This is a genomic window from candidate division KSB1 bacterium (genome assembly GCA_024655945.1).
GTDB lineage: Bacteria > Zhuqueibacterota > Zhuqueibacteria > JANLFK01 > Oleimicrobiaceae > Oleimicrobium.
Genome location: JANLFK010000001.1, coordinates 462,398 through 486,080, shown reverse-complemented (window position 1 = coordinate 486,080; position 23,683 = coordinate 462,398). Strand labels below are relative to the sequence as shown.

General features: G+C 61.1%; 21 protein-coding genes. All 21 read left to right on the top strand.

The window, feature by feature from the left end:
* Positions 1-3 precede the first annotated feature (3 nt).
* The 21 genes from NUW13_02040 (at position 4) to NUW13_01940 (ending at position 23,676) form a co-directional block, all read left to right on the top strand.
* Positions 4-636, top strand: coding sequence for a CDP-alcohol phosphatidyltransferase family protein (locus tag NUW13_02040; GenBank protein MCR4437809.1), 633 nt, complete (start codon positions 4-6; stop codon positions 634-636).
* 92 nt (positions 637-728) lie between these two features.
* On the top strand, positions 729-1,100 hold the full coding sequence (locus tag NUW13_02035) for an aspartate 1-decarboxylase (GenBank protein MCR4437808.1): 372 nt from the start codon (positions 729-731) through the stop codon (positions 1,098-1,100).
* Between the two features lie 31 nt (positions 1,101-1,131).
* Positions 1,132-2,448, top strand: coding sequence for an inositol-3-phosphate synthase (locus tag NUW13_02030; GenBank protein ID MCR4437807.1), 1,317 nt, complete (start codon positions 1,132-1,134; stop codon positions 2,446-2,448).
* A gap of 55 nt (positions 2,449-2,503) precedes the next feature.
* Positions 2,504-3,823 (top strand): MATE family efflux transporter, encoded by a 1,320-nt coding sequence (locus tag NUW13_02025; protein MCR4437806.1) that lies wholly within the window; start codon positions 2,504-2,506, stop codon positions 3,821-3,823.
* Positions 3,798-4,448, top strand: a complete 651-nt coding sequence (tmk, locus tag NUW13_02020; protein ID MCR4437805.1) for a dTMP kinase — start codon at positions 3,798-3,800, stop codon at positions 4,446-4,448. Before NUW13_02025 ends, tmk begins: the two co-directional genes overlap by 26 nt.
* 32 nt (positions 4,449-4,480) lie before the next feature.
* The gene (locus NUW13_02015) at positions 4,481-6,187 is read left to right on the top strand and encodes a S41 family peptidase (GenBank protein MCR4437804.1); all 1,707 of its coding nucleotides are present in this window, start codon (positions 4,481-4,483) and stop codon (positions 6,185-6,187) included.
* Between the two features lie 139 nt (positions 6,188-6,326).
* A complete protein-coding gene (gene ppdK / locus NUW13_02010; GenBank protein ID MCR4437803.1) occupies positions 6,327-9,056 on the top strand; it encodes a pyruvate, phosphate dikinase in 2,730 nt (909 codons plus the stop codon).
* 59 nt (positions 9,057-9,115) lie between these two features.
* The gene (locus NUW13_02005) at positions 9,116-9,772 is read left to right on the top strand and encodes an MtnX-like HAD-IB family phosphatase (protein MCR4437802.1); all 657 of its coding nucleotides are present in this window, start codon (positions 9,116-9,118) and stop codon (positions 9,770-9,772) included.
* 626 nt (positions 9,773-10,398) lie between these two features.
* Positions 10,399-10,596 (top strand): hypothetical protein, encoded by a 198-nt coding sequence (locus tag NUW13_02000; protein MCR4437801.1) that lies wholly within the window; start codon positions 10,399-10,401, stop codon positions 10,594-10,596.
* Between the two features lie 110 nt (positions 10,597-10,706).
* Positions 10,707-10,871, top strand: coding sequence for a Flp family type IVb pilin (locus NUW13_01995; protein MCR4437800.1), 165 nt, complete (start codon positions 10,707-10,709; stop codon positions 10,869-10,871).
* 194 nt (positions 10,872-11,065) lie between these two features.
* Positions 11,066-11,557 (top strand): A24 family peptidase, encoded by a 492-nt coding sequence (locus NUW13_01990; protein MCR4437799.1) that lies wholly within the window; start codon positions 11,066-11,068, stop codon positions 11,555-11,557.
* Between the two features lie 22 nt (positions 11,558-11,579).
* Entirely contained in the window at positions 11,580-11,978 is a 399-nt protein-coding gene (locus tag NUW13_01985; GenBank protein ID MCR4437798.1) for a pilus assembly protein, read from the top strand.
* A gap of 72 nt (positions 11,979-12,050) precedes the next feature.
* Positions 12,051-12,914 carry a Flp pilus assembly protein CpaB gene (gene cpaB, locus NUW13_01980; GenBank protein MCR4437797.1) on the top strand — a complete coding sequence of 288 codons (864 nt, stop codon included), beginning with the start codon at positions 12,051-12,053 and terminating at the stop codon, positions 12,912-12,914.
* A gap of 191 nt (positions 12,915-13,105) precedes the next feature.
* The gene (locus tag NUW13_01975; GenBank protein ID MCR4437796.1) at positions 13,106-14,071 is read left to right on the top strand and encodes a pilus assembly protein N-terminal domain-containing protein; all 966 of its coding nucleotides are present in this window, start codon (positions 13,106-13,108) and stop codon (positions 14,069-14,071) included.
* 51 nt (positions 14,072-14,122) lie between these two features.
* Positions 14,123-15,355 (top strand): AAA family ATPase, encoded by a 1,233-nt coding sequence (locus NUW13_01970; protein MCR4437795.1) that lies wholly within the window; start codon positions 14,123-14,125, stop codon positions 15,353-15,355.
* Between the two features lie 76 nt (positions 15,356-15,431).
* Positions 15,432-16,802 carry a CpaF family protein gene (locus NUW13_01965; protein MCR4437794.1) on the top strand — a complete coding sequence of 457 codons (1,371 nt, stop codon included), beginning with the start codon at positions 15,432-15,434 and terminating at the stop codon, positions 16,800-16,802.
* A gap of 74 nt (positions 16,803-16,876) precedes the next feature.
* The gene (kaiC, locus tag NUW13_01960) at positions 16,877-18,538 is read left to right on the top strand and encodes a circadian clock protein KaiC (GenBank protein MCR4437793.1); all 1,662 of its coding nucleotides are present in this window, start codon (positions 16,877-16,879) and stop codon (positions 18,536-18,538) included.
* An 88-nt stretch (positions 18,539-18,626) separates the two neighbouring features.
* Positions 18,627-21,380, top strand: a complete 2,754-nt coding sequence (locus NUW13_01955; GenBank protein ID MCR4437792.1) for a PAS domain S-box protein — start codon at positions 18,627-18,629, stop codon at positions 21,378-21,380.
* Entirely contained in the window at positions 21,377-21,826 is a 450-nt protein-coding gene (locus tag NUW13_01950; protein MCR4437791.1) for a response regulator, read from the top strand. Before NUW13_01955 ends, NUW13_01950 begins: the two co-directional genes overlap by 4 nt.
* A gap of 6 nt (positions 21,827-21,832) precedes the next feature.
* Entirely contained in the window at positions 21,833-22,663 is an 831-nt protein-coding gene (locus NUW13_01945; protein MCR4437790.1) for a response regulator, read from the top strand.
* Positions 22,660-23,676: a type II secretion system F family protein gene (locus tag NUW13_01940; GenBank protein ID MCR4437789.1), complete on the top strand. Its 1,017-nt coding sequence runs from the start codon at positions 22,660-22,662 to the stop codon at positions 23,674-23,676. The genes NUW13_01945 and NUW13_01940 overlap by 4 nt, the downstream gene beginning before the upstream one ends.
* The last annotated feature ends 7 nt before the right edge of the window (positions 23,677-23,683 follow it).

The following is a 23,683-nucleotide window of genomic DNA, read 5'->3' as shown; positions in this document are numbered from 1 at the left end:
GAAATGACTATTCCGCGTATGAAGTTCTCTATCTTGCCGCCCAGGCTGAAAGAGGGGTTCCTCAACGGGCTGAACCCCTTGGTAGGGTGGTTGGTGAAGCTCAAGTTGAATCCGAACTGGTTGACGACGTTCAGCCTGCTGGTGGGCGGGGCCTCGGGCGTGTGCTACGCGAAAGGCTACCTCCGATGGGGCGGAGCGCTGGTGCTGATCTGCGGCTTGCTGGACACTCTGGACGGCAAAGTTGCAAGGGCCACCAACCGGGTGACGAGGTTTGGCGCTCTGTACGATTCGACCCTGGACCGCTACGCAGAGGTAATCGCCTTCTTCGGAATGGCCTTCTACTTCGTGGCTCACCAGCAGCTGCTGGTCTCGGTGGCTATCTGCGTGGCCCTCGCCGGCTCGCTCATGGTCAGCTATGTGCGCGCGCGCGCCGAGGGCCTGGGCTTTGAGTGCAAAGTGGGGCTCATGCAACGACCTGAGCGCCTGGTGTTGGTGGGCGCAGGCAGCCTTGCGCATGAGTATGCCCTCATCGCGGCAATTTTTGTGATCGCCCTTCTGTCGAATTTTACTGCCGGGCAGAGGCTTTATCATGTGTGGGCCAGCGAGAAGAGGGCGAGGTCGCAGGACGCCACCTAAGGCAAAACGCAGGAAGCGAATAGAGGCCAAGGCAAGTGGCTGGCCAGCGCTCCTGCGTATGGGAAAGAACAGAGGAGGGAGAACGACCGCAGATGTTTCGCGAGATGTGTAAATCAAAGGTTCACCGCGCCCGCATTACGGACGCCAACCTGAACTACGAGGGGAGCTTGACCATCGACCGCCTGCTGATGGAGGCAGCCGACCTGCTCCCCAACGAGAAGGTCCACGTGCTCAACCTCAACAACGGTACCCGAGCCGAGACATACGTAATCGAGGGCGAACCTGGCTCCGGCGTCGTGTGCGCCAACGGTGCACTTGCCAGAAACACCCATCCTGGCGACCTGGTGATCCTGTTGTCTTTTGCCTGGGTCCCGGAGGAGGAGGTAGGCACCTTTAGGACGAAGATTGTGCACGTCGACGAGCGCAACCGTGTTGTGGAGCCAGCAAAGGCTTCGAGAAAATAGGACCGCTTGTGTTAGCTGAGGAGGGAGACTCTTGAGCAAGCAACCAGTAGAGATCAAGCAGCCACAGAGGAAGTTGGGGGTGCTCTTGCCAGGGCTGGGCGCCGTGGGTACCACTTTCATTGCCGGTGTGCAACTGGTGCGCAACGGCCACAGCAAGCCGTTCGGTTCCCTGACGCAGATGGGCACTATCCGCCTGGGCAAGCGCACCGAGAAGCGCATCCCGAAGATCAAGGACTTTGTGCCTCTTGCCGAACTCGGGGATCTGGTCTTTGGGGGGTGGGATATCTTCCCGGACAACTGCTACGAGTCGGCGCTCAAAGCGGGGGTTTTGGAGGTCAGCGATCTGGAAAAGGTCAAAGACGAACTGGCTGCCATCCGGCCGTGGCCTGCCGTCTTTAGCAGGGACTATGTGCGGCGACTCGATGGCCCCAACGTCAAGAAGGCCAAGACGAAGTACGATCTGGCCAAGATGCTCATGGAGGACATCGAGCGTTTCCGGAGCGAGCACGCCCTCGATCGCATGGTCATGGTCTGGTGCGCCAGCACGGAAGTCTTCATCCGCCCCTCGGCTGTCCATCAGGACATCGCCAGCTTCGAGAAGGGGCTGAAGGAGAATGACCCGGCCATTGCGCCCAGTATGATTTATGCCTACGCCTCCCTCATGAGCGGCGTGCCCTTTGCCAATGGTGCCCCGAACCTGACGGTGGACATTCCGGCCCTGGTGCAGCTGGCGCGCGAGAAGCGGGTGCCTATCGCCGGCAAGGACTTCAAGACCGGCCAGACCCTGATGAAGACCATCATCGCACCAGGGCTGAAGGCTCGTCTGCTGGGCTTGGATGGATGGTTTTCCACCAACATCCTCGGCAACCGCGATGGCGAGGTGCTGGATGATCCGGATTCCTTCAAAACGAAGGAGGAAAGCAAGCTCTCGGTGCTGGAGTACATCCTCCAGCCGGAGCTCTATCCGGAACTGTACGGCAACTTTTACCATAAGGTGCGCATCAACTACTACCCGCCGCGGCGAGACAACAAAGAGGGGTGGGACAACTTGGACATCTTTGGCTGGCTTGGCTACCGCATGCAGATCAAGGTGGACTTTCTCTGCCGCGACAGCATTCTGGCGGCGCCCATTGTGCTCGACTTGGTGCTTTTCATGGACCTCGCGCAGCGGGCGGGCATGCACGGCATTCAGGAGTGGCTCTCATTCTACTTCAAGAGCCCGATGTGTGCCCGGGAGCTCTATCCGGAGCATGACCTGTTCATTCAGCTGATGAAGTTGAAGAATACCTTGCGTTACCTACGCGGCGAGGAGCTCATCACCCACCTGGGTCTTGAGTACTACGACTGAAGGCTGACGCTGCTTGCATCGCTCCGCGCACCTGAAAAGTATTCTCAAGACCGCCATGCCCGCCGTGGTGGATCTGTCCTCGCAGACCATCATGTGGACGATCGAGGCGATTCTGGTGGGCAGGTTATCGGCGGCGGCGTTTGCCGGGGTGGCCATGGCCATCCAGATCGTGGTAGTGTTCTTCGCCGTGCTCCTCACCTTCGTGGTGGGCAGCTCGGTCATCATCGCCCGCGCTCTGGGGAGAAACGACCAGTGGGAGGCCAACCATATCCTTGGCCAGACCGTGCTGCTCGGGGTGGTCATGGCCTTTGCCTTTGCCGTGATCTGGTACTCTGGGGCGATTCACCTGTTCAAGCTCATTGGCAAGGCAGGGGCGGAGGAGGCAGGCCTTGCCGCGGAGCGGGCCGGCGTCACCTACTTGCGTACGGTTTCGTTCTTCGCGCCGTTGATTGTCACCAATTTCATCGGGGTGGGGATCATCCGTGGCAGCGGCGACACGCGCCATTCCATGGTCATCAACATGGTGGTCAACGGTTTGAATCTGGTGCTGGCGCCGTCACTGATTTTTGGTTGGTTCGGGCTGCCGCGCCTGGAGGTGCGCGGTGCTGCCCTGGCCGTAGGCGTGGCTCATTCGGTGGGCTTCTTTCTGACCTTCGGGCTATTGCTGAGCCCCCACGGGCGGCTCCGCCTCCCCTTGCGGGAGCTGCTGCGGCCCAATGAGGAAACCTTCCGTCGCCTGCTCCGCACGGGCGTGCCGACCACGGTGGAACAGCTTGCTACCTCGGTAGGCGTACTGTTCATGATGAGCTACGCTGCCCGCCTCGGGCTGGCCACGCTGTCGGCGCATGCGGTCTTTGTAAGAGTGCAGGCGGTCCTGTCCATGGCCTACATGGGATTTGGCTTAGGCGCCATGACCTTAGTGGGCATGGACTTGGGAGCAGGCGACCAAGCGCGGGCACTGCGCACGGCGCGGCTGTCCATGAGGGTGACTTTCGCCTTTGTCATCGCGGTTGCCGTCTTGCTCGTGCTATTCAGCAACCAGATCATGGCGCTCTTCCTGACCGGGCGCGAGACCGCGGTGCTGGCCAAAGGAGCCGCCGCCGTCTATGTGTTCGCCTTAGCGCAAATTCCCAAGGCGCTCTTGGGCTCGGTGGCCGGTAGCCTGCGCGGCGCCGGCGACCTTCGTTTTCTGATGTGGCTGACCATCGTGTCGGTGCTGATCTTCGAGATCGGACTGAACTACGCTGCGGCTTTCGTGCTGGGGTGGGGGCTGGTCGGGCTCTGGGCGGTCCACGGCACCGGCGAAGTGACCAGGCTGACGGTGACCTACCATCGCCTGCATGGCAACCGTGGCCAAGTCGCGCACAGGGTGTGACGTGAGCGGGCTGCTCATCACCTTTGAAGGGATCGACGGGGCGGGCAAGAGCGTGCAGGCAGAGGCATTGCGCCAATGGCTCGAGGCGGCAAAGCAGCGCGCGGTGCTCCTGCTGCGCGACCCGGGAACGAGCCCCATTGCCGAACAGATCCGACGGATTCTGCTGGATCGAACCAACGGGGCAATGTCCCCATGGACGGAGCTGTTGCTCTACGAGGCGGCGCGGGCGCAACTGGTGGAGGAGTGCATCAAGCCGGCTTTGGCCCTGGGCAAGGTGGTCATTTGCGACCGTTTCTACGACTCCGCCACTGCCTACCAGGGCTACGGGCGCCAGCTGGACTTGGCGGCTGTGATGCAGGCCAATCGCATCGGCGCCTGCGGGCTGGTGCCTGATCTGACCATCCTCTTAGATCTGGACGTCGAGGTGGCGCTGCAGAGAAAGGGACGCCTCGCCCTGGACCGCCTGGAGCAGGAGGAGCGCGCGTTCCACGAGCGTGTGCGGCAGGGTTACTTGGCCCTGGCGCGGGCGGAACCAGATCGGGTGAAAGTTGTTCAAGGCGATAGGGCTGTCGGCACCATCGCCGCGGAGATTCGGCAATTGGTGACGGCAGTGCTCGGGGGGTAGTTGCGAGAAGTTCTCTTGTGTGGAGGTGCACAATGAGCACCAAGAAGCAAATTCTCCTCATCGTGGCGCTCATCTTGGTCACGGTGGGAGTCAGCGGCTGGCTCTCGACGGTGGTGGGCAACCGCGGACCGGACTACAATGAAGGACTGCGCAGGAGCATCCTCCTGTTCAGCAATGTCTACGAGTCCGTGGTGCAGCGTTACATCGAGGAAGTCGACCCGGAAAAGTGCGTGCAGGCCGCCATCGACGGGATGCTGGAGCGCCTGGACCCGTACACCGTGTACCGGAAGGCTGAGGAGGACGACGAAATCGAGATCCTCACCTCGGGCAAGTACGGCGGCGTCGGGATGCGCATCGGCATGCGCAACGGTTGGGCCACCGTGGTGGAGCAGCCATTTGACGGCAAGCCGGCCTTCCGTGCCGGCATCCGCGAGGGCGACCAGATCATTGAGGTTGACGGCAAGAGCACCAAGGACCTCACCATTTCGGAAACTGCTTCTCTGTTGCGGGGCGAGCCCGACACGGAGGTGGTGGTGAAGATCCGTCGCGAAGGGGTGTCAGAGGTGCTGACTTTCCGCCTCATCCGTGACGTCATCACCGTGGAAGACATCAACTGCGCCACCATCATCAATGGCGACGTGGGATTTGTGCGCCTGACCCGCTTTGGGCGCAACGCCGGCACGGAGGTGGAGCGCGCCGTCAGCAAATTGAAACAGCAAGGAGCCAAGAAGCTCATCCTTGACCTTCGCTCCAACCCTGGTGGGCTATTGGAGGCCGCCGTCGAGGTCGCCAACGTGTTCGTTCCCAAAGGCGAGCTGATTGTTTCCACCAAAGGGCGGAACAAGAGCGATGACCGCGAGTACCGTGCCAGCAAAGACCCGGTGTGGGGCGATCTGCCGCTGGCCGTGTTGGTGGACTCCTACAGCGCCTCCGCCTCCGAAATTGTGGCCGGCGCTATTCAGGACTTGGATCGCGGGGTAGTCATCGGAAGCACCACCTTCGGCAAGGGGCTGGTACAGCGCGTGGTAGGCGTGGGCCCCCGCTCCACGTTGCGCATCACCACCTCCGAGTACTTTGTGCCCAGCGGACGACTGATCCAGAATCCGGCCGTCTTCGACAAGGGGCGCACCAGCGTGCTCTACGCTGAAGGAATCAAACGGCTGGAAGAGGCGGCCGACCCGAAAAAGGAGTATCGCACCACCTCCGGGCGCCTAGTCCGTGGCGGAGGGGGCATCGTCCCCGACATCCAGGTCAGCCCCGACACTTTGAGCCGACTGGAGTTCGCCCTGCTCAGCCAGTCGATGTTCTTCAACTTTGCCGTGGGCTATGTGCAGCGGCACCCGGACTTGCCCCGCGACTTTGTGGCCGACGACAAGGTGGTCGACGAATTCCGCAAGTTTCTGGCCGAGAAGAAGTTCGAGTACAAGACCGACGGCGAAACCGAGCTGGAGGCCTTCGAGCGCGCGGCCAGGAAGCGTGGCTACCTGTCCGATGTGACGCCAGCGCTGGAGCAGATCAAAGCCGCTCTGGCGCAGCAAAAGAAGCGTGAGTTCGAGGAGAGCCTCAGCTACATCAGACAGTCGCTGGAGAGGGAGATTATCACCAAGCTGTGGGGTACTGCCGCAGGCATTAGCGCGGTCCTAGACGACGATGAGGTCGTACAGAAGGCAGTAGAAGTGCTCAGCAATCCGCTCCAGTATGGCTCCATTCTCGGCAAGAAGACGACGGTTGGGGGGTGAGCGAGCAGTTGATTTGCGCGCTGGAGAAGCAAGGGAAGAAGTTGGTTGTGTCCACAGGCACGGTGTCTAAGCCCTCTGGGTGAGTACCGGCACCGTGTGCCAGATAACGCAGGAGCATCATTCGAGGAGGACTGTTTCGATGGCACAGAAGAAGTACGTCTATTTCTTCGCACAAGGCCAGGCAGAAGGCGATGCGAACAGGAAGGAGCTCCTTGGCGGCAAGGGGGCGAATTTGGCGGAAATGTGCCGCTTGAACCTCCCTGTCCCTCCAGGGTTCACCATCACCACCGAGGTTTGTACCTACTACTATGCTAACGGCAAGAAGTATCCCGCCGGCCTCAAAGAGCAGGTGGAGACGGCGTTGCGCCGAATGGAGCAGCTCATGGGCAGCCGTTTTGGCGACCCGGAAAACCCACTGCTCGTCTCCGTCCGTTCAGGTGCAAGGAGCTCGATGCCGGGCATGATGGAAACTGTGCTCAACATCGGCTTGACCTCCACCACCATTAGGGGGCTGATCGCCAAGACGCAGAACGAGCGCTTTGCCTACGATGCGTACCGGCGGCTGATCATGATGTATGCCGACGTAGTGATGGAAAAGGCAGCGGGCATCGAGCGAAAGGAAGGCAAGGCGGTGCGCCAGCGGCTTGAGGATGAGATGCGCAAGCTCAAGAACAAGCGCGGCGTGAAGCTGGACACCGAACTGACTGCGAAGGACCTCAAGCAGCTGGTGGAGATTTTCAAGAAGAAAGTCCAGCAGGTGCTGGGCCGTCCCTTCCCGGATGACCCCATGGAGCAGCTCTGGGGAGGAATTGGCGCGGTGTTCCAGTCCTGGACTGGCAAGCGGGCAGTCTCCTACCGCCGCATCGAGGGCATTCCGGACGATTGGGGCACGGCGGTGAATGTGCAGAGCATGGTCTTTGGCAACATGGGCGAGCGCTCGGCAACCGGCGTGGCCTTCACCAGGAACCCGGCCACGGGCGAAAATGAGTTCTACGGCGAGTGGTTGGTCAATGCCCAGGGCGAAGACGTGGTGGCCGGCATCCGCACCCCCTACCCGCTCAACAAGGCGAACAAGACCCAGGAGAACAAACACCTCCCCAGCCTCGAGGAGATGATGCCGGAGCTCTATGAGCAGTTGGTGGGTATCCGCAACACCCTCGAGAAGCACTACCGCGACATGCAGGACATTGAGTTCACCATCCAGGAAGGGCGGCTGTGGATGCTGCAGACGCGCGTGGGCAAGAGAAACGGCCAGGCGGCGGTGCGCATGGCGGTGGACATGTGCAACGAGGGCCTCATCGACAAGAAGGAGGCCATCATGCGTGTCAAGCCCTTGCAGCTCGATGAGCTCTTGCACCCGATGGTGGACCCCATCAAGGAGCGGCATGCGCAGGTGTTGGCCACGGGTCTGCCTGCAGGCCCGGGTGGCGCCACCGGTCAGATCGTCTTCACTGCCGACGATGCCGAACGGCTCGCCAAGGACAAGCAGAAAGTCATCCTTGTCCGACAAGAGACCACCCCTGAGGATGTACACGGCATGCACGGGGCGGCGGGCATTTTGACCGCAAAGGGCGGCATGACCAGCCACGCCGCCTTGGTCGCCCGGGGTTGGGGCAAGTGCTGTATCGTCGGCTGCGGGGCGCTGGAAATCGATCCTGTCGGCAAGAAGCTGTCCGTCAACGGCAAGGTGTTCAAACAAGGCGACTGGTTGACCCTTAACGGCACTGCCGGGCGGGTGTACGCAGGGCAGCTGCCCCTGGTCAAGCCGGACCTGGAACACAATCAGGCCTATCTGCAGCTCATGAAGTGGGCTGATGAGATCCGCAGCCTCGGCGTGCGCACGAACGCCGATCGGCCGACTGACGCTGCCCAGGCCCGCGCATTCGGGGCAGAAGGGATTGGCCTCTGCCGCACCGAGCACATGTTCTTTGACCCCAAGCGCATCTTAGCCATGCGGCAGATGATTCTTGCCGAGACCGAGAAGGAGCGCCGCAAGGCCCTGGCAAAGCTGCTGCCCTACCAAAGGAAGGACTTTGTGGGGATCCTGAGGGCCATGCAAGGATTGCCGGTGACTATCCGCCTGCTGGATCCACCGCTGCACGAGTTCATCAACTTGACCAAGAAGCAGATCAAGGAACTGGCGGACCAGCTGCAAATGCCTGCCAAGAAGATCGAAGCGCGCATCGCTTCCTTGCATGAGATGAACCCCATGCTCGGTCATCGGGGCTGCCGGCTGGGCATCGCCTACCCGGAGATCACCGAGATGCAGGCGCGCGCCATTTTCGAGGCGGCGGCTGAGCTTACCAAAGAAGGTGTGACCGTCTATCCGGAGGTCATGGTACCGCTGGTGGGCACGGTTAAGGAGTTTCAGCACCAGGAGAAGATTGTCCGCAAAGTCGCCGAAGAGGTCATGAACAAGTACCAGGTCAAGTTCCATTACCTGGTGGGGACGATGATCGAAATCCCGCGCGCGTGCTTGACCGCAGATGAGATCGCACGCAGTGCGGAGTTCTTCTCGTTCGGCACCAACGACCTGACGCAGACGACGTTCGGCTTTTCGCGGGACGACGTGGGGGGCTTTCTGCCGAGCTATCTTGAGGAAGGCATCCTGCCTGATGATCCGTTCCAGACCCTCGACCAGACGGGCGTCGGTCAACTGGTGGAGATGGGCGTGCAAAAGGGGCGCGCAGTGCGTCCCAACCTCAAAGTGGGCATCTGTGGGGAACATGGCGGCGATCCCGCATCCATCGAATTCTGTCACCGCGTCGGACTCGACTATGTGTCGTGCTCACCGTTCCGGGTGCCGATTGCGCGCCTTGCCGCAGCAAGGGCTGCAGTCCGCTTTGGCCCTGCACGGCGTGCCAAGTAGGCTTTGACTGAACAAGAGGAGAGAGGCGCCTGCCAAGGCGGGCGCCTCTTTTTGTAACGATGAGACTGCGCATCTTCTGCGACTTTGACGGCACCGTGGCAGCTCAGGACGTCGGCGATGGGCTCTTCGCCCGCTTCGCCCACCCCGACTGGCGCAAAGCGGTTCAGGCGTGGAAGGAGGGGCTCATAAGCTCCCGGGAATGCTTGGAGCGGGAGTGTCGCCTGGCCCGTGTCACGCCCGCCTCTCTTGCCGCCTATGCAGACGAACGGGAGCTTGACCCCCACTTTCGCGCGTTTGCGGACTTTTGCGCCCAACACCACATGCCCCTGATGGTGCTGAGCGATGGCCTCGACTACTACATCGAGCGTATCTTGGCACGGCATGGGCTGGCGCACATCCCGTTTCGCAGCAACCATCTCGTGTTCGGCCCCAATGGCACCATCCGCCCGGAATTCCCGTACTTCGAGCTCGGTTGCCGGGTCTGCGGCAATTGCAAGGGCTATCACGTGCGCACGCACCGCCAGGACGGAGAGGTGGTGGTCTACGTGGGCGACGGGTTCTCCGACCGCTGCGGGGCAGCCGAGGCCGACGTGGTGTTCGCCAAGGGGGATCTGCTCCGCTATTGTCAGCTTGAGGGGCTGGCCCATGCACCATTCAGGACATTTGCAGATGTCATGGCACGGGTGAGTGCGCTCCTTTCTGGTCACACCGGCTGAGGACACGTCCCACCCCCTTTCCGGACCTCGCTCTCTTACTTTCTCCACCTGCAGCGCGAAACTCTTTCTCGTTCTCCCCTCGTGGTCCTCGCTGATTCTCGCACGTCTCGGCGTCGGTTTGTGGCCCGGTTGGGACAGCCGGCACCGGCACTGTAGACCGCATGCCACACGACCATTGCCTGTAGTTTCAACATGTTAGGCGGCCTCCTTTAGCCGTTGTTTCCTTTGCGCCTCATTTTTCCGATCCAAACGGCGGAAAATCCATGCCCAAATAGGTCTGAAGGTGCCGAATAACTGTCTAATATTTTGGCACTTGAAAGGCTGAACACCTTCCTTCCAAAGAATGGCATGCATGTTGTATGAGGAGAGGCCGGAATGCGGTTACTACTGAGGCGAAACAGGGGTGAATGCGGTCGGTAATCTGAGCAGGAGGTAGGACCCGAGCATTGTCACAGAATGTGGACCATTCCCGTGTGTCTTGAGGAAAGTCCCAGGCACGAGGGAACCTGCGATACCCCGTCAACAATCCCGCATTTGTGAGTTGTCCCGGCCGTTCGTGACTGGCCGTCGTGCCGCTGGAGGTCGGGTGGTGGTGCGCTGCAGAGGCGCAAGAAGTGAGGTCAAGCGTGGTCGGTGCGGAGGGAGGAGGTGTGGTGGACAAGGCGCGTCATTGGGTGCGACTGCTGGTCGACCGACAGGAAGGTCAGACCCTTTTCGAATACGCCATCACCGTCTTCTTCGTTGTCATCGCCTGCATTGCCTTGCTCTCGGCTCTGGGGGTGAACGTGAGTGGACTTTTCAATAACGCGAGTAATGCGCTGTAGGCGCGAACTACCTTGTCGCACGAAGGTCTTCACTGAAATGAAGAGAAAGAGTGTCAATTCCGATAAACCGTGAACCCTAAACCTGTGGACGAAGGGAGGTGAGGTGCGTGATGGCTCTTAAGCAGATTTGGTCACTGGTCAGGCGGGAAGAAGGTCAAACCCTTCCGGAATATGGGCTGATCATCTTCCTGGTGGCGATCGTGTGCATCGCGGCCCTGACGCTGCTAGGCGGCAACATCAACAACCTGCTGAACCAGATCTCCAATGCGTTGTGACGCGTAGCAGCACGCACTGAGCGTGGAGGAGGGAGGGTTCCGGCACACCGCAGACCCACTTGAAAGCAGCCAGGTTGCCCCGGGCCCTGCGGGGGGCAGTACTTGCCCACCCGCTCCCTTCCCGTGTCCGGCGGCAGCCCCTTCTCAAGGGCGTTTACCCTCCCTCCTCTTGCCGGTGTAGTTGGTGAGCAAGCATGCCTGACGAAACAGTTCTCCAAGGAGCCGTATGCGGCGCAGTCATGGCGGTGGCTCTGGTGGCCGCCTACTACGATTGGCGATGGCGCCGCATACCAAACTGGTTGACATATCCCGCAGCAGCCGTGGCGATTGCCGTCCGGCTGGTGCTAGGGGGACCGGGGGTGGCGGCCCAAGGAGCCGTTGGATTGGCTATCGCCTTCCTCATCATGGCAGCCTTGTTTGCCGGCGGCATGATGGGCGGAGGAGATGTCAAGTTAGCAGCGGCGCTGGGGGGATGGATCGGATGGGAGGCAGTCCCGCGGGCGCTCTTCTACATGGCGCTCTTGGGCGCCGGGTTGTCACTGGTCATGGCCGTCGCCTGGCGCAGGGCCAGGGCGATGAGGAACGCCTGCAGTGAGGAAGAGATGCCGAAGGTTCAGCAGAAAGGAATGACTGTCCCCTACGGGGTGGCGATTGCCGGAGGAGCTGTGCTGGCGTTGGTGCTGTAGAACAAGGAGGCAACGAGGGGCAGTGCTACGAATCCACCGAAAAAAACGGCTGTTGGGCGAGCGCGGTCAATCCCTGGCCGAGTTTGCATTGGTGCTGCCCTTGATGCTGGTGATCCTGGCAGCCATTATCGAGTTCGGTCGGGCGATGATGACCCTGAATGTGGCCAGCGGCGCAGCGCGCGAGGGGGTGCGCGTGGCGGCAACCGGCGCCGGCTCGAACAGCGCCAGGCAGGCCGCCATCAACGTCATCACCGCTGCTGGCTACAACAACTACTCGGTTACCATTAGTGGGCCCGACGGCAACAACAACATGCGCTGCACGGTGACGATACCGCACACGTTCTTAACGGGCAACATGGTGCCGGGCCTTGGTGGCCAGCTCAACATCTCCCACACTGCAGTAATGCGTTGGGAGGGGTAGACACGCGAGAAGCTCGAAGCAGACGGCTCGCGTGGGGATGGTGGAGACTCAACACGAGGTGGCAAGGGAACCATGCTAAAGGCTAAGATCATTGTCCCAATTGCGCTGGTCAGCTCGTTAGGGGCGGCCTACATTGCCAAGGGACGCATCGCCCAGATGGCCGCCCACAGTGAGAGCGAACCCGTCGCCCAGCCGACCACGGTCAGCGTGGTCTTGGCTGGCACCGATCTCAAAATCGGCACCGAGCTGACCAAAGAGGTACTGGTGGTGAAAGATTGGCCCCCGGAGGTGGCGCCCGCGGACGCGTTCCACAGCATCGACGACATAGTCGGCAGGGTGGTGCGCTACGACATTCTGGCCGGCGATCCCCTCACGGAGCGAAAGCTCGCCCCGGTGGGGGCGCGGAAAGGGCTGTCGAGCGTGATTCCGCCAGGCAAAGTTGCCATGACCGTGGGCGTCAACGTGGTCAGCGGCGTGAGCGGCTTCATCCTCCCCGGGTGCCGCGTGGATGTGATTGTCACCACTGCAACCGGCTACTCCAAGGACACCGCAAAGACCAAGATTATTCTGCAGAACGTCGAAGTAATCGCCGTTGACCAGGAGACGAAGCGGGGGGGCGACTCGCCCATGTCGGTGCAGGCGGTCACATTGTTGGTGACGCCCGAGGAGGCTGAGAAGTTAGCACTGGCCAGCAGCGAAGGCAAGTTGCAGCTCATTCTGCGCAACGCCGCCGATTCGCTGCGCCACGAGACGAAAGGTACCTCCCTGCCAGAGCTGGTCGAGGGCTACACGCCAGCGCCGGCCAAGCCAACCTACCGGCCGCGGCCGAGCCCAGCTCCGGAGCCGAAGAAACAGGACTACACCGTGGAGGTGTTCCGCCAGGGAAAGAAGTCGGAAGTCAGTTTCAAGGAGGGTGCCGAGCGCGAGAAGCCATGAGCGCGCCGTGCCCCCTCTGGCGCTATGCGTAAGGATGGGAAGAGGAAGGGAAGAGGAACATGCGCATCAGAGGGTGTGACTTCAAGCATGCAGGAAGAGCGGGGGTCTTTTGTGCCTGGTTGCCTCTGCTCGTATGGGCAGTAAACACGCAGCTATGGGCCGGACCTGACCAAGGTGGCCCTGAGCGAGCCGTGACGCTGGAGCCGTCGCGGTGTGCAGTGTTGGAGTTTACGGCCCCTATCACCAAGGTCTTCGTCGCAGATCCCGAAATCGCCGACGTCACCGTCACTACGCCTAAGCATCTGCTGGTGGTGGGAAAGAAGGCTGGCGTGACGAATGTCGTGGTCTGGACGAACGAGACGACCTACCAGCAGTACACGGTCCAAGTGGGCCGGGCAAAGTCGGCCGACCAGGTGATGTTGCAGGTGCGCTTTGCCGAGATGAGCCGCGGCGCCCTGCGTGAACTGGGGGCCCACTTCATCATCGAGCAACTCAAGGTCGGCTCAGAGGAGCTCACCGTCGGAAGCTTCGCCGGGAGGGTAAATACTCCGGCGATCCCCCCTGGCTTGGACGACAATGTGAGCTTCTTCTTTTCCATTCCCAGCCAAAAGCTCTCGTCCATCCTCCGCGCCCTGGAGGAGAAGAGGGTGCTGACGACTCTGGCCGAACCGAATCTGGTCGCAGCCAACGGCGACACTGCCAGTTTCTTGGCCGGAGGCGAGTTCCCTGTGCCCATCGTCAACTTCCAGGGCGTGACCATTGTGTTCAAAGAGTTTGGTGTGCGGTTGAAGTTTGTCCCGACGATCCTCGATTCCGAGACCATCGAGCTGAAGGTGGCTCCCGAGGTGAGCAGCCTGGACTTTGAAAGCGGCGTGGTCCTGAGCGGTTTTCGCATTCCCGCCCTCCTCACGCGCCGGGCGCTCACCACCGTTCACCTGAAGGACGGCGAGGGGTTGGTCATAGGCGGCTTGATGACCAAAGAGCTCATGGACACCATGTCCCGCATACCTATCCTCGGGCATATACCTGTGCTGGGGAATCTCTTCAAGAGCAGGCGTGCCAATCGCCAGGAGACTGAGTTGATCATCCTCATCGTACCCCGGATCGTACAGCCGATGCGCCCCGAGGAGGTGCAAGAAGTCAAGTTGCAGGAGTGAAAGCGAGGCCGACTGCTGTTCGGCTTCCTGATGCGTACGTGAAGAGAATGCGTGGGTGTGGCGATGCTTGGCAAGTCACGGAAACAGGAAAAGCCGCAAGAGGCGGCACATGCGCAGAAGCTGGTCGCGGTTGTCATTGAGCCGGAGGAGTCCTCCCTCCAGCTCATCGAGGAGGTGCTCAACGAGCCCGGCGTCTTCGAGCCGATCATCAAGTGCACCAACTTGACGGAGGGGATGCAACAGGTGCGCGTGCATCGGCCGCATCTGTTGATCTTGAGTGGAGTGCCCAACGCGTCTGAGGCGCTCTCTTTTCTGATGCGCGCTGCCCTTTCCTTCCCCGCCATGACGACGTTTTTCACCGCCCATAGCGGCTCTCCCGAGCTGCTGCTGGAATCGATGCGCGCAGGTGCTCGAGAGTTTTTGGTCAGACCCTTAGACCGGCATGAGCTTGCGGCTGCAGTGCGGCGGTTTCTGAGCACCAAGGTCACGCAAGGCCTGGTGCCGCAGAAGACGGGCATGGTCATCTCCGTGTACGCGGTCAAGGGCGGATTGGGGGCAACGACCATCGCCACCAACCTGGCCGTCAATCTTGGCACCAAGCTCGAGAAGGCGGTGGTGGTAATGGATGCCAACTTCCAGACGGGGTCGGTGGCCATCTTCCTGGACATTCAGCCGAAGATTTCCATGACCGACCTTGTGCGCGACATCGATCAGATCGACCCGCAGTCATTGAAGCGGGTCTTGCCGAAGCATCCGTCGGGTATCTATTTCCTGCCGCCGCCAAAGGCGAACAACGGCGTTTACAAGCTCTCGCCGGCAGACCTCACCAAGTTGTTTGCCCTGCTCAGGCAGGAATACGACTACATCGTTGTCGACCTGGACCGCTTCGTGGACGAGACGACCGCGCTGTTCCTCGATGAGACCGACCTGTTGTTACTGGTGGTGAACCTCGATGTGCCATCCTTGGTCAACACCAATCGCACGCTGGACCTGCTGCAGAAGCTGGGTTTTGACCTGGGAAAGACCATGTTGGTTTCCAACCGGCACGTCAGTCAGAACGAGTATATGCTCGAGGAGTTCACGCAGTTGGTCAAGCGCTCCATAGACTGGAAGATTCCCAATCACAAGTATGCGGAGTGCTTGGCAGCAGTGAACAAGGGGGAGCCGTTTGCGCTGCGCGGCGAAAAGTCTAAGGCAAACAAGAGCCTCGTTGAGTTGGCAGAGGCTCTGGACAGGCGGCTGAGCGAGATGGCGCAGGAAAGAAACCTCAGGCCACAGGAGTGAGCGGAGCATGGATTCGGCAGTAAGCGCACGATTGGCAAAGTTCGGGGTGGCGTCGGACGCGGCGGTGGAAACTGGCATGCCCAAGAAGTCCAGTGCCAACGAGCGCGAAAAGGCCTATCAAGAGCTGAAGACCCGCATTCACCGCAAGCTCATCGACAAGCTGGACCTCTCGCAGATCGGGGCCGTTCCTGAGCAGCAGCTGCGCGCCGAGGTCCGGAGGATCGTCGAGGAACTGCTAAACTCCGAGGCCGATGAACTGCCGGTGGCCGGCGTGAACCGGGAACGATTGCTGGCGGAGATCCAGCATGAGACCTTTGGCCTGGGGCCGCTGGAACCGCTCTTGGCCGATCCCACCGTCTCCGACATTCTGGTCAACGGCCACAAGCAGGTGTACGTGGAGCGATTTGGCAAGTTGGAGCGTACCGACACGGTGTTCAAGGACGACGACCACCTCCTGCACATCATTGACCGCATCGTGTCGCAGGTGGGACGGCGCGTCGATGAATCCAGTCCCATGGTGGACGCTCGTCTGCCGGACGGCTCGCGCGTCAACGCTGTTATCCCACCCTTGGCCATCGACGGGCCGGCGCTGTCCATCCGCAAGTTCGGCGTGCGCAAGTTCACCATGGATGACCTCATCGAAATCGGCTCTTTGACGCGCGACATGGCATTCCTCATGCAGGGGGCAGTGCGTGCCCGGCTGAACATCTTGATCTCCGGAGGCACCGGTTCAGGAAAGACCACCTTCTTGAACGTGTTGTCCAGCTTCATACCGGGCCACGAACGCATCGTGACCATCGAAGACGCTGCGGAGTTGCAGCTCAATCAGGAGCACGTCGTGCGCCTGGAGACGCGCCCGCCCAACGTGGAGGGCAAGGGTGCCGTGTCGCAGCGCGAGCTCTTGATCAATGCCCTGCGTATGCGCCCGGACCGCATCATCGTGGGCGAGTGCCGAGGCGCCGAGGCTTTCGACATGCTCCAGGCCATGAACACCGGGCACGACGGTTCCATGACCACCCTGCACGCCAATTCGCCAAGGGACGCCATGCGCCGGCTGGAGTCGATGGTGCTGATGGCCACCGCCAACCTCCCGGAAAGAGCCATTCGCGAGTACATGGCCTCGGCGATCGACCTGGTGGTGCAAATCTCCCGTCTGAGCGACGGCACGCGCAAGGTGCTCAGCATTTCCGAAGTGACCGGCATGGAAGGCGACACGATCACCATGGAAGATATCTTCGTCTACGAAAAGACTGGCGTTGCTCCTGATGGCACGGTGGTGGGTAGCTTCAAAGCGACGGGTGTCCGTCCAAAGTGCACCGAGAAGTTGAAGGCTTGTGGTATCGAGCTGCCGCCAAGCATTACTTTCGAGCCGTCTATTCTGCTGGAGATTCACCGCGACCACCAGCAGGAGGACATAGAGATGCATGCACGGAAGCTCATGCGTTGACCGACGCACCGTGTTCCGTGGCACTCCAGTCGTGGGCACCATGCTTGGCGATGCAAGCCAGGAGATGAGAGCAGATGAACGAGATAGGTCGAAGAACGGTGTTGCCGAAGACGCTGACCGGCATCGTGGGGCTTGATGACCTTACCAATGGCGGTCTGCCCTCCGGACGAACCACCGTAGTTGTGGGCTCCCCGGGAGCGGGTAAGACGATTCTCTGTCTTGAGTTCCTCTACCGGGGGGCAACCCAGTACGGGGAGCCGGGTATCTACGTGAATTTCGGCGACCCCAGGGAGAAGATCCTGGCCGACGTAAGGACTATGAATTGGGACTTGGAGCCCTTGCTGCGCGACAATCGCCTGGTGCTGGCCGACCTCCCTGCGAAGCGTGCCGAGAGGGGGCAAGAACCGCTCCTGAAGCCTGAGATGCTCATCGAGGCGGTCGCTTACGCAGTGAAACACACCGGCGCCAAGCGCGTCGCCCTCGATGAGACCAACCTGACCCTTCCAGGCACAGGACAAGAAGACTACACTGCCTCTGACCTCAAGACGATTATGCGCGGCATTGAGGCCCAGGGGGTCACGCTGGTCATGACCGCCACGGGCGAGGCGCGCAACGGCAAGCGTTGTGGTGTGGAGGAGTACCTGGCCGACTGCGTAATCAGCCTTGAGCATCGGATGGTCAACAATGTGGCAAGTCGCCGGCTGCGGGTGCTCAAGTACCGGGGCACTTCTCACGGAGCGCACGAGTGCCCATACCAAATCACGCCCAATGGCCTACTCATTCTGCCCCTGTCTACTTTCGCACTGAGCAGCGCGGTCAGCGAAGAGCGGATCTCCACCGGGGTGCTGGCCTTGGATCACATGTTGGACGGCGGGTATTATCGGGAGAGCGCGGTGCTCATCGTCGGCGGCAGCGGAACCGGCAAGTCCAGTTTGGCCATGGCCTGTCTGGACGCCGCATGTGCTCGCGGCGAGCGCGCCCTGTACGTTTCCTACGAGGAGTCGCCTGCGCAATTGCACCGCAACTTCCGCAGCGTGGGCATGAACGTGGAAAACTGGGTAGGTAAAGGACTGCTGCGCTTGATGGGGGTCTTGCCCGAAGCCCACGGAAGCGAAGAGCATCTCACCATGCTCCTCACCGAGATCGATCGATTTCGCCCTGCGGTGGTCGCCTGCGATTCGTTCTCGGCCCTGCAGCGCATCTATCGCCAGGAGCCTGGGTTTGACCTACCGCTTTTCCTGTTCAGCGAGGCGAAAAACCGTGGCATTACCCTGTTGGCGACGGCCAGCATAGCGAATGAACACGAGAACGGCAACTCTTGGGTCTCCGGTCTTTACTGCCTGGCCGACACGATTATCAGCTTGCGGCAGGTGAGCAACGCGGAACGGCAGAGCCGCGGGTTGTTGGTGGTAAAGTCGCGTGGCATGCGCCACGACTCCGAACTGCGAGAGCTGCTGATCACCGACCAGGGGCTGAAACTTGGCAACGTGTTCTGGAATCAGGAGGAGTTCGTGCTGGGCGTCTCACGGCAGATCGAAGAACTGCGCGAGCGTCTGGACCGAGGAAACGGCGGGGCACAAGGGCAAGCTGTTCGGCATGAGAGCGGGGGTAGCAGCGCGCAGGCGCACGCCGCGCAGGACCTTTGGGGCGATATCGGACATGGAAGAGAACAAGGCACCAGCTCCGCTGACGAGTCCCTTGGCCGTACAAGCGTCGCGCCGGCTGCCGTCGCATAGCAGCGGTTGGTGCGGCTTGAGGAGAGGGAGCTGACCAGCTCAGCAGGACGCGTGTTGTCGCTGGGAAGGGAGGAGGAAGTCGTCGAGCATGGCAAAGAGAGCGAGAATACTGGTAGTTGAGGATGTCGCCATCACCGCGATGGACATCAAGCGGAGGCTGCAGGGGCTCGGCTACGAGGTGGTTGGCGTGGCTGCCTCGGGCGAAGACGCCATCGCCAAGGCCGAAAACGAGCGCCCTGACCTCGTCCTGATGGACATCAAGCTCAAGGGCGAGATGGACGGCGTCCAGGCTGCCGAAGAGGTCAGGCGGCGAATGGACATTCCCGTCGTCTACCTCACTGCCTATTCAGACGAGACTACCCTCCAGCGGGCCAAAGTGACCCAGCCTTTTGGGTACGTGCTCAAGCCCTTCGAGGAGCGCGAGCTGCACACGGCCGTGGAGATGGCCCTGTATCGGCACACGCTTGAGCGGCGTTTGCGCGAGAGCGAGCAGTGGCTGGCCACCACCTTGCGCAGCATTGGCGATGCGGTGGTCGCTACCGATGCCGCTGGTCGAATCGTCTTCATGAACCCGGTGGCGGAGGCACTCGTCGGCTGCACGCAGGAAGAGGCGCTGGGCAAGGCGTGGAACGAGATCCTCACCATCCTCGACGAAGAGACCCATGACCCGGTGAGCGACCCAGTCGCGGCGGTGCTCAAGGACGGCAAGCCGCTGACGCTCCTGCGCACCGTCCTGGTCAACAGGCGCGACGGGCGCCAGATCCCCATCGACGACACTGCTGCTCCTATTCGAGATGACAGCGGACGCATTCTGGGGGTGGTGCTCGTTTTCCAGGACGTCACCGCGCGGCGTGAGGCAGAGGAGCGCATCAAGCAACAGCGCACCTATCTGCAGGCGCTCATCGAGAACTCCCCGTTGGCTGTCGTGGCTGTCGACCTGGAAGGGAAGGTTACTACCGTCAACCCCGCCTTTGAGCGTCTTTTCCAGTATCAGCGCGATGAAATCATCGGCCAGCCTCTGGATACATTCGTGGCGGCAGAGGACAAGTCGGGCGAGGCGCTTGCCCTGACGCAGCAGGTGATGGCCGGCGACCGAGTGCACGTGGTGACCGTGCGCCATCGCCGCGATGGTTCGCCAGTGGACGTGGAGATCTTCGGCGTGCCAGTGATGATTCGCGGCGAACGCATCGGTGCTTTTGGCATCTATCAGGACATCACCGAGCGCAAGCGGGCGCAGCGGGCGTTGGCAGAGTCCGAGGAGAAGTACCGAACCCTGCAGGCGAACGTGCCGGTGGGCATCTTCCGCGCCGCCCCTGATCGGCGTGCCACCCTCCGCAGTGCCAATCCGGCTCTGGCACGCTTGCTCGGCTATGAAGACCCCGAAGAGCTGCTGCGCATCGGTCTTGCCGCGCTTATCCTGGACAAAAAGGAAGCCGCGGCGTGCCGGCGCCAACTGCTCAAACAGGGCAAGGTCGACGGGCTGGAACTGCGCCTGGCGCGCAAGGACGGCTCCTGCTTCTGGGCGAAATTGTCGGCGACGTGCATCCGCGACCACAGCGGTGCGCCTCTGTACTACGATGGCATGGTCGAGGACATCAGCGAGCAGAAGCGGATTCAGGAAGAGCGCGAGGAACGCCTGCGCCGCGCCGATGTCATCAACCGCCTGACCATGCAGCTCATCCGCTCCTCAGACGTGGCTGGGATCTACCGCCAGATATGCGATGCGGCGCGCGAGATGTTGCGATGTCGCCGTGCCGCCATTGGGGAGTTTACCAGTGACCGCAAGGGGCTGGCGAAACTTGTCGTCAGCAGCGAGGAAGAGGCAGAGGCCAGTGCCTGGGCGCAAGAAGTGCTGTGCTACGATGACAAGGCCTATGCTCCCCTCAGGCAAGGGGCAAGACGCGCCGTGCGCGTCGGAGAGGGCAAGAGGCAGCTCCTGGCCGCAGCGCTGCTTGGACCGGGTGGTAGCGTGTATGGCCTCCTGGTGGTCGGGGAGCCGCAGCAGGAGAGGCTTCTCGGCCAGGAGGACGAATCCGACCTTGCGCTCCTTGCCGACTATGCCACGGTTGCCGTATCGCGCGCCATGAACCTGGCTGCCCTGCGCAAGGCGCGCAAGGAGCTGTCCCTCCGCGCCCAGGCACTGGCCCGCTCCAACGCCGACCTTGAGCAGTTTGCCTATGTTGCTTCGCACGACCTCCAGGAGCCGTTGCGCATGGTGTCCAGTTATTGCCAGCTGCTGGCGCAACGGTACAAGGACAAACTGGACGCCGAGGCTCAGCAGTTCGTCCAGTTCGCCGTGGATGGCGCACGACGCATGCAGGTGCTGATCAACGACCTGCTGCAGTACTCGCGCGTGAGCACCCGCGGCAAGCCTTTCGAGCCCGTGGACCTGGGCGCCGTGCTGGAGGATGCGAAGGCGAACTTGCGCTTCGCCATCGAGGAGAGCGGGGCGGTCATCACCAATGACCCGCTGCCCACAGTCAGCGTGGACCGAACCCAGATGACGCAGGTCCTGCAAAACCTCCTCAGCAATGCCATCAAGTTCCGCAACGCAAAGACTCCAAGGATTCATGTGGGAGTGGCGTCCGACAAGAAGAACTGGGAGATCTCGGTGCGTGACAACGGCATCGGCTTCGAGCAGAAATTCGCCGACCGTATCTTCGGCGTGTTCCAGCGCCTGCACACCCGGGAGCAGTATCCCGGGACAGGCATCGGTCTGGCCGTAGTGAAAAAGATTGTGGAGCGCCACGGTGGGCGCATTCGCGCCGAGTCGGAACCTGGCAAGGGGAGTTGCTTCACCTTCACTTTGCCCGCGAACAATGGCAGGGAGGAACAAGCATGATGGACGATCGCAGCAACGCACGGCCCATTGAGATACTCTTGGTGGAAGACAACCCGGGTGACGTGCGCCTGACACAAGAGGCCTTTCGGGAGAACAAGATCAGGAATAAGCTCAACGTCGTGAACGACGGTGAGCAGGCCCTGGCCTATCTGCGGCGCCAGGGTCCCTATGCCAATGCGGCGCGCCCGGGACTCATCTTGCTGGACCTGAACCTCCCCCGCGTGGATGGGAGGGAAGTGCTCGCTCAGATCAAGTCCGACCCGGAACTGTGCCACATACCGGTGGTCATCTTGACCACCTCGCAGGCCGAGGAGGACATCGTCAAGTCGTATGCGCTCCACGCCAATTGTTACATCAGCAAACCCGTGGACCTGCAACGTTTCTTGGAGGTAGTCAAGGAGGTAGAGCATTTTTGGCTCTCCGTAGTGAACCTACCCAAGGAGTAGGATGCGATGGTGGAAGAACCTTACAAGGTGCTCCTGGTGGAGGACAATCCCGGCGACGCGCGGCTGGTGGAAATTGCCCTCTCGGAGCCTGGGCCCCTTCCCTTCAGCTTGGAACGCGTGGGCCTGCTCTCTGCTGCGCTCCGCCGCCTGGAAAAGGAAAAGTTCGATGTCGTCCTCTTGGACCTTTCTCTGCCGGATAGCCAGGGGTTAGACACGGTCGTGGCGGTGCGCAAGCAGAACCCCGAGGTGCCGGTGGTTGTGCTCACCGGGCTTGACGACGAGCGCAGCTCGGTGGAGGCACTGCATATGGGCGCCCAAGACTATCTGGTCAAAGGCACCGCCACCGGCGAGACCTTGCGCCGCACCATCCGCTATGCGGTGGAAAGGCGCAAGATCTTGGATGACCTGAAGGCGCTGCGCGAAAACGGTCAGGACGACAAGACGAGCCTGCGGGCCGCTTTGGCCGCTTACCGACAGATGCTCAACGGCAGATCGGCCATCTTCGAGGATGTTGACCAGCCGCTCAAGGAGCGGAAGCCGCGCTTCGTGGAGGAGATTGCTGAACTGTACGCCGAGCTGATGGACGACTACTTGGGAGACGGCGTGCGCCAGTCTCCTGACCCACGCATAGCTCACTTGGTCATGCGACTGCGGGAGGAATCGGCAGGCGCGCGGGACGTCGTGGAAATCCACACCCGTGCGCTCCAGAGAGAGTTGAGCAAGGGTGAGCTGGCTGCACAAAAGGGGGTGGCCATCAATGCTCAGGTGTTTGTTGTGGAGGTCCTCGGCCGACTGCTGAGTCTTTACAAGCGCGAAGGTGTGGCCAGCTCCCTGTGACCAAGGAGCGGGAAGACGGTCTTCACGAAGTCGAGGAAGTCGTGCAGATTGATGCTATTGACATACTCATTGCCTGTTTGTTAGGGTTTGGCTTGTTCTACTTCGGGGTGACGCTCCCCACAGAGAAGCGGCGCCGGCGAGTGCGCGAGCGGTTGGAGCGGTTCACCTTGCAGAAGGCGCAGGTCAAGAAGGAGGAGCCCGCCGAGATCGTCATCACGCGCGACCAGCTCAGTACCATCCCACTCTTCAACCGCATCCTCCGGCGCATGGACTTTGCGGCGGCGCTGCGGCGCCTTCTCGACCAGGCGGGCATGAAGATGACTGTGGGCAGCATGGTGCTCATCATGCTCATCGTGGCCAGTGTGGCGTTTCTGTTTACGGTGCGGCTGCAGAATCCTGCTCTCACCATGCTCGTCACCATCGCCAGTGGGTTTCTGCCCTTGCTTTGGGTGAAGCGCAAGAAGAAGCGCCGTCTCAAGCTGTTTGAGCGTCACTTCCCTGACGCCTTAGATCTCATGACCAGCGCCTTGCGCGCCGGCCTCTCCTTTGTCGGCGCTTTGGGGATGGTGGGCAAAGAGGCCCAGCCGCCCATTAGCGAGGAGTTCAGCAAGACCTACGAAGAGCAGGCCCTGGGCGTGCCCATCGAGGAATCGTTGCAGAGGCTTACGCAGCGCATCGATAGCCTCGATCTGCGCTTCTTCGTCACGGCGCTGCTCATTCAAAGGGACATAGGCGGAAACCTGACTGAGCTGCTGGAGAAGATCAGCCTCACGATTCGCGAGCGCTTCAAGCTGATTGGCCAGGTACGGGCACAGACGGCGCAAGGGCGCTTCACCGGCTGGATGCTCACGGGCATGCCCTTCATCATGGCCCTCATCATTTCCCTGCTCAACCGGCAGTACATCATGCTCTTGGTGACTGAGAGGCTTGGGCAGTACATGATCGGCATGGCCCTCTTTATGCAGTTCTTGGGCTTCCTGGTCATTAGGAAGGTTGTGAATATCAAGCCTTAGGATCGGC

Bases quoted from the DNA above. Each gene is read 5' to 3' on its own strand.
- NUW13_01945 (MCR4437790.1), top strand. From the start codon at position 21,833: ATGGTGGAAGAACCTTACAAGGTGCTCCTGGTGGAGGACAATCCCGGC.
- NUW13_01965 (MCR4437794.1), top strand. From the start codon at position 15,432: ATGCCCAAGAAGTCCAGTGCCAACGAGCGCGAAAAGGCCTATCAAGAG.
- NUW13_02005 (MCR4437802.1), top strand. From the start codon at position 9,116: ATGAGACTGCGCATCTTCTGCGACTTTGACGGCACCGTGGCAGCTCAG.
- cpaB (MCR4437797.1), top strand. From the start codon at position 12,051: ATGCTAAAGGCTAAGATCATTGTCCCAATTGCGCTGGTCAGCTCGTTA.
- NUW13_02015 (MCR4437804.1), top strand. From the start codon at position 4,481: ATGAGCACCAAGAAGCAAATTCTCCTCATCGTGGCGCTCATCTTGGTC.
- ppdK (MCR4437803.1), top strand. From the start codon at position 6,327: ATGGCACAGAAGAAGTACGTCTATTTCTTCGCACAAGGCCAGGCAGAA.
- NUW13_01955 (MCR4437792.1), top strand. From the start codon at position 18,627: ATGGCAAAGAGAGCGAGAATACTGGTAGTTGAGGATGTCGCCATCACC.
- NUW13_01995 (MCR4437800.1), top strand. From the start codon at position 10,707: ATGGCTCTTAAGCAGATTTGGTCACTGGTCAGGCGGGAAGAAGGTCAA.
- NUW13_01990 (MCR4437799.1), top strand. From the start codon at position 11,066: ATGCCTGACGAAACAGTTCTCCAAGGAGCCGTATGCGGCGCAGTCATG.
- NUW13_02040 (MCR4437809.1), top strand. From the start codon at position 4: ATGACTATTCCGCGTATGAAGTTCTCTATCTTGCCGCCCAGGCTGAAA.
- kaiC (MCR4437793.1), top strand. From the start codon at position 16,877: ATGAACGAGATAGGTCGAAGAACGGTGTTGCCGAAGACGCTGACCGGC.
- NUW13_01950 (MCR4437791.1), top strand. From the start codon at position 21,377: ATGATGGACGATCGCAGCAACGCACGGCCCATTGAGATACTCTTGGTG.
- NUW13_02035 (MCR4437808.1), top strand. From the start codon at position 729: ATGTTTCGCGAGATGTGTAAATCAAAGGTTCACCGCGCCCGCATTACG.
- NUW13_02025 (MCR4437806.1), top strand. From the start codon at position 2,504: ATGCCCGCCGTGGTGGATCTGTCCTCGCAGACCATCATGTGGACGATC.